Origin of the sequence: Phytoactinopolyspora endophytica (assembly GCF_004138495.1) — a bacterium.
Lineage (GTDB): Bacteria > Actinomycetota > Actinomycetes > Jiangellales > Jiangellaceae > Phytoactinopolyspora > Phytoactinopolyspora endophytica.
This window is the reverse complement of record NZ_ML142876.1, coordinates 60,800-64,751: the sequence shown is the minus strand read 5'-3', so window position 1 is coordinate 64,751 and position 3,952 is coordinate 60,800. Positions and strand designations below refer to the sequence as shown.

3 protein-coding genes and 1 pseudogene are annotated in these 3,952 nt (G+C 67.1%); 1 reads left to right on the top strand and 3 read right to left on the bottom strand.

What is annotated here, in order from left to right:
* The 3 genes and pseudogenes from ELR45_RS36165 to ELR45_RS43120 form a co-directional block, all read right to left on the bottom strand.
* A partial coding sequence (locus tag ELR45_RS36165; protein WP_165368302.1) for an ABC transporter ATP-binding protein occupies positions 1 to 1,890 on the bottom strand: 1,890 nt, incomplete at its 3' end.
* 121 nt (positions 1,891 to 2,011) lie between these two features.
* Positions 2,012 to 2,743, bottom strand: coding sequence for a L,D-transpeptidase family protein (locus tag ELR45_RS43125; RefSeq protein ID WP_420813993.1), 732 nt, complete (start codon positions 2,741 to 2,743; stop codon positions 2,012 to 2,014).
* Positions 2,744 to 2,809: 66 nt separating this feature from the next.
* Positions 2,810 to 2,935 (bottom strand): annotated as a pseudogene (locus ELR45_RS43120) (peptidoglycan-binding domain-containing protein); the annotation flags it as partial.
* A 635-nt stretch (positions 2,936 to 3,570) separates the two neighbouring features.
* Here ELR45_RS43120 and ELR45_RS41870 point away from each other — a divergent pair.
* Positions 3,571 to 3,952: glycosyltransferase (locus ELR45_RS41870; protein WP_420813992.1), on the top strand; the 382-nt coding region annotated here is incomplete at its 3' end.

Below are 3,952 nucleotides of genomic sequence, written 5' to 3'. Positions count from 1 at the left end.
CAGGAACGGTTTCAGGTTGCCATGGATGCGCTCCTCGACCTTCACGTCCACCGACGACGTGGCGTCGTCGAGCAGGAGGATGTCCGGATCGGCCAGGATCGCCCGGGCCAGCGCGACTCGCTGCCGCTGGCCCCCGGAGAGCGTGATCCCCTCCTCACCGACCATCGTCTGGTAGCCCTCGGAGAGCTCGTCGATGAACTCGTCTGCCGCGGCCGCACGTGCGGCCGCCCGCACATCCTCATCGGTGGCGTCGGGCCTGCCGTAGGCGATGTTGGCGCCGATGGTGTCGGAGAACAAGAAACTGTTCTCGAACACCACACCGATCCGGTCCCGCAGCTGGGGCAGCGACCAGCGGCGGACGTCGACGCCATCCACGGTGATGGTGCCGGCGTCGGCGTCGAAGAACCGGGGCAGCATGGTGAGCGCGGTGGACTTGCCGCAGCCGGAAGGCCCGACCAGAGCCACGGTCTCGCCGGGCTTGACCTCGAGAGAGAACCCGCTGAGCACCTGGTGGCCGTCGCCGTCGGCGTAGGCGAACCGGACGTCGCGGAAGGAGACGCCGCCCCCATGCGGCTGCACGTCGACCGGACGCAGCGGCTCGGTGATCTCCGGACGCAGGTCCAGCAGCTCACCGACCCGCTCCGTCGCCGCGCGGGCCATCGGGGCGTTGGTCAGCACCATGCCGGCGACCCGGGCCACACCCACCAGTTCGGCGAGGTATCCCGTGCAGGCGAGGAAGACGCCGACGGTGAGGTGACCGTTCAGCACAAGCAGGCCGCCCACCAGCAGCACCAGGACCTGGCCGGCCAGCGGCGCACCCTGCAGGGACGCCATGAACGGCGCCCGCAGCCGCACGGCTCGGACCCGGGCGCCGAACATGTCCAGCAGGGAACCGTGCAGTCTGTGCGTCTCGGCCGGCTGCTGTCCGAATGCGCGGACCACGCGGACGCCGGTGACGGCCTCCTCCACCCGGGTGGTCATCTCCGCCTCGCGCTGCTGCGCATCCCATCCGGCCGCGTAGACCTTGCGGCGCTGGCGGTTGGTGACCGCGAACACGGTGACGATCACCGCGACGACGAGCGCGGCCACCGGTGGCGACAGCGTGAACATGATGACGACCGCGAGCGTGGCCGAGAGCAGGGCACCGGCCACGTGCGGGATCCAGGACAGCAGCATGTGCACGAAGTGCAGGTCGCTACTGATCCGGGAGACCAGCTGACCGCTCTGCAACTGAGAATGGCCGGTGAAGTCCAGCCGCTGCAGTGTGTCGTAGACGTCGTGGCGCAGGTTGTCCTGGATGCGGAACGCCGTCTTGCCGCCGACGTAGCGCCAGCCGCTGGACAGCAGGAAACGGGCGATGGCGACGCACGCGAGCAGCGCGAGCAGCGGCGCGAGCGGTACCGAGCCGGCGATGATGGCGTTGTCGATCACCCTGCCCTGGGTGACCGGAACGGCCGCCACCGTCCCCGCCCACAGCAGCGCCAGCAGGATTGAGACCAGCAGCGTCCGCTTGTGTCGGAACAGGTAAGGCGCGAGCCGTCGGAACGCGCCGGGTGTGTTGCGTGGAGGCCGGGTCCCCGACGAGTACTGAACGGCCGGGTCGTCAACCGGCGGCAGCCCGGATGGCGATCGGGTCCCCTCGGCGCTGGCGGCGCCGGGTTCGTTCGGGGCAGAGTTCTCCCCTGTTGCGGAGCGTCGAGGATCTGACGCGCTGTCAGTGTCCGATGCGCCGTCAGAGGCGACGGTGGCGTCGGGCGTGCTTGATGCCCCGGAGGCCTGCTGGTCCTGCTGACCTGAGGGAGCGGAGCTCTGCGGCGAGCTGGAAGAGCGCTGGGAATCTGAGGGCTGGTGCTGATGTGACGGGCCGGTGGGCGAGGTGCGGGAGGGCACAACAGTCTCCGGTGAGGAAGTAGAACGGGTTGAACGAGTCCGATACGGACCGGGCTCATTCTATCGTCTGCTTTCGGCGTCGCCCATCCCTTTTCCGGCGAACGGTCCTCCAGCGCCGTCCTCAGGACCAGTAGACGACGACCTTATCTCCCACCTCGACCTGCTCGAACAGGGAAGCAATGGTTCCCTCATCCCGGACGTTCACACATCCGTGCGAGGCGCCGTTGTAGCCGTTCGCCGCGAAGTCCGGCGAGTAGTGGATAGCCTGCCCACCGCTGAAGAACATCGCATACGGCATCGGAGTGTCGTAGAGCGATGAGACGTGGTCCCGGGACTTCCAGCCGATCGAGAAGACCCCTTCCCGCGTCGGCGTCAGCTCGGACCCGAATCGCACATCGAGCGTCGTGTGAACCTCACCGTCGATCGCCCAGCGGAGGCTCTGCGTGCTCTTGTCGATGCAGAGGACGCGTCCGGTGGCGCACTCCGACGGCAGGCCGGCGGCGTTGCCGCCATCGTTCTCCTCGTCTTCGTCCTCGTCTTCCTCTTCATCCTCTTCGGGGTCGCGGTTGTGCAGTTCGTCGTCCGTGGGTTCTTGGGTCATGGCGACGAGCGTGTCCCACGTCTCCTGGTCGACGTCGCCAGTCTCGGGCAGACCGCGCTTGGCTTGGAAACCTGCGACCGATTCCTTGGTCACGTCGCCGTAGTTGGGTGTGATCTCGCCAATGAACCACTCGATCTGCTTCAGTCTGGCCTGCAGTTCGCGGACGTCGTCGCCGGTGTCTCCGTACTGGAGGATCGGTGGGCCCGCGACGGGGCGGTTGTGCAGCTCGTCGTCGGTGGGCTGCTGGGTCATCCCGATGAGGACATCCCACGTCTGCTCGTCGAGCTCACCGGTATCGTCAAGCTCACGCTTGGCCTGAAAACCGGCGACCGCCTCGACGGTGACGTCGTCGTACTCGCCGGTGATGTCGGGCTCGTACCATTCGATCTGCTTCAGTCTGGCCTGTAGTTCGCGGACGTCGTCGCCGCTGTCACCTTGGGCCATCATCACCTCGGGGGTCGGTGACTCGGTCGGCTCGGGTGTGCTGGTGGGAGACGGCGTGACCGTGGCCGACGATGCGCTGACGGGGGTCGGGGTCTCGGTCGGCACATCCGTGGCCGGGGTAGAGGGTGTGCTCTGAATCCGGGAGTCGGATGTGCTCGCAGCCGCGTCGTCGTCGCCGAGCTGGCTGATGCCGTAGGCGCCTCCCACACCCACGGCTGCCGCGACCAGGACCGCTGAGACACCGATAGTCAGCTTCTTTCCGCGCATCACGAACCTCTACCCCTCGATATCCATACGTGCCACGGCGTCCGATCAACGCCGCCCCCATCTGACATGACGCACATACTGCCCGTTAGGTTGCATGGATTGAACCAGAGACCACGTCACGAGTCGAACTCAATCTCGTGAAGATGAGATGTGGACTCGGTGGCGTCCACCCAAACGGGAGCCGGAAGAGAACGTCCGGCCTGGGCGTTATGTATCGCGGGCCGACATCCACCGGCACGACGCGGTGACCACGAGAGCGATGTCGGGCCGTGCAGATACATCCGGCAACTGCGGTGGCCGGGACACGTGAGAGCGGCGGCGGGAAGGAGTACTCAGGGGTGTCTGGGACGAGACGCGTCGTCGAAGGTATGGCCAGGCACTCATCCGTCCCGCGGCGAGTGGCGATGCTGAGCGTGCATACGTCGCCTCTCGACCAACCCGGTGGTGGTGACGCCGGGGGTCTCAACGTGTATGTGGTGGAGCTGGCCAAGCAGTTGGCCCGGCTCGACGTCGAGGTGGAGATATTCACCAGGGCCACGTCCTCGCAGCTTCCTCCGGTGGTCGAGGCGTTCCCCGGCGTGACCGTGCGGCATGTGGTGGCCGGCCCGTACGAGAACCTGGCCAAGGAGGAACTCACCGCCTCGCTGTGCACCTTCGCTTCCGGAGTGTTGCGCGCCGAGGCGGCCCGTGCGCCGGGCTGGTATGACCTGGTCCATTCGCACTACTGGCTCTCCGGGCAGGTGGGATGGC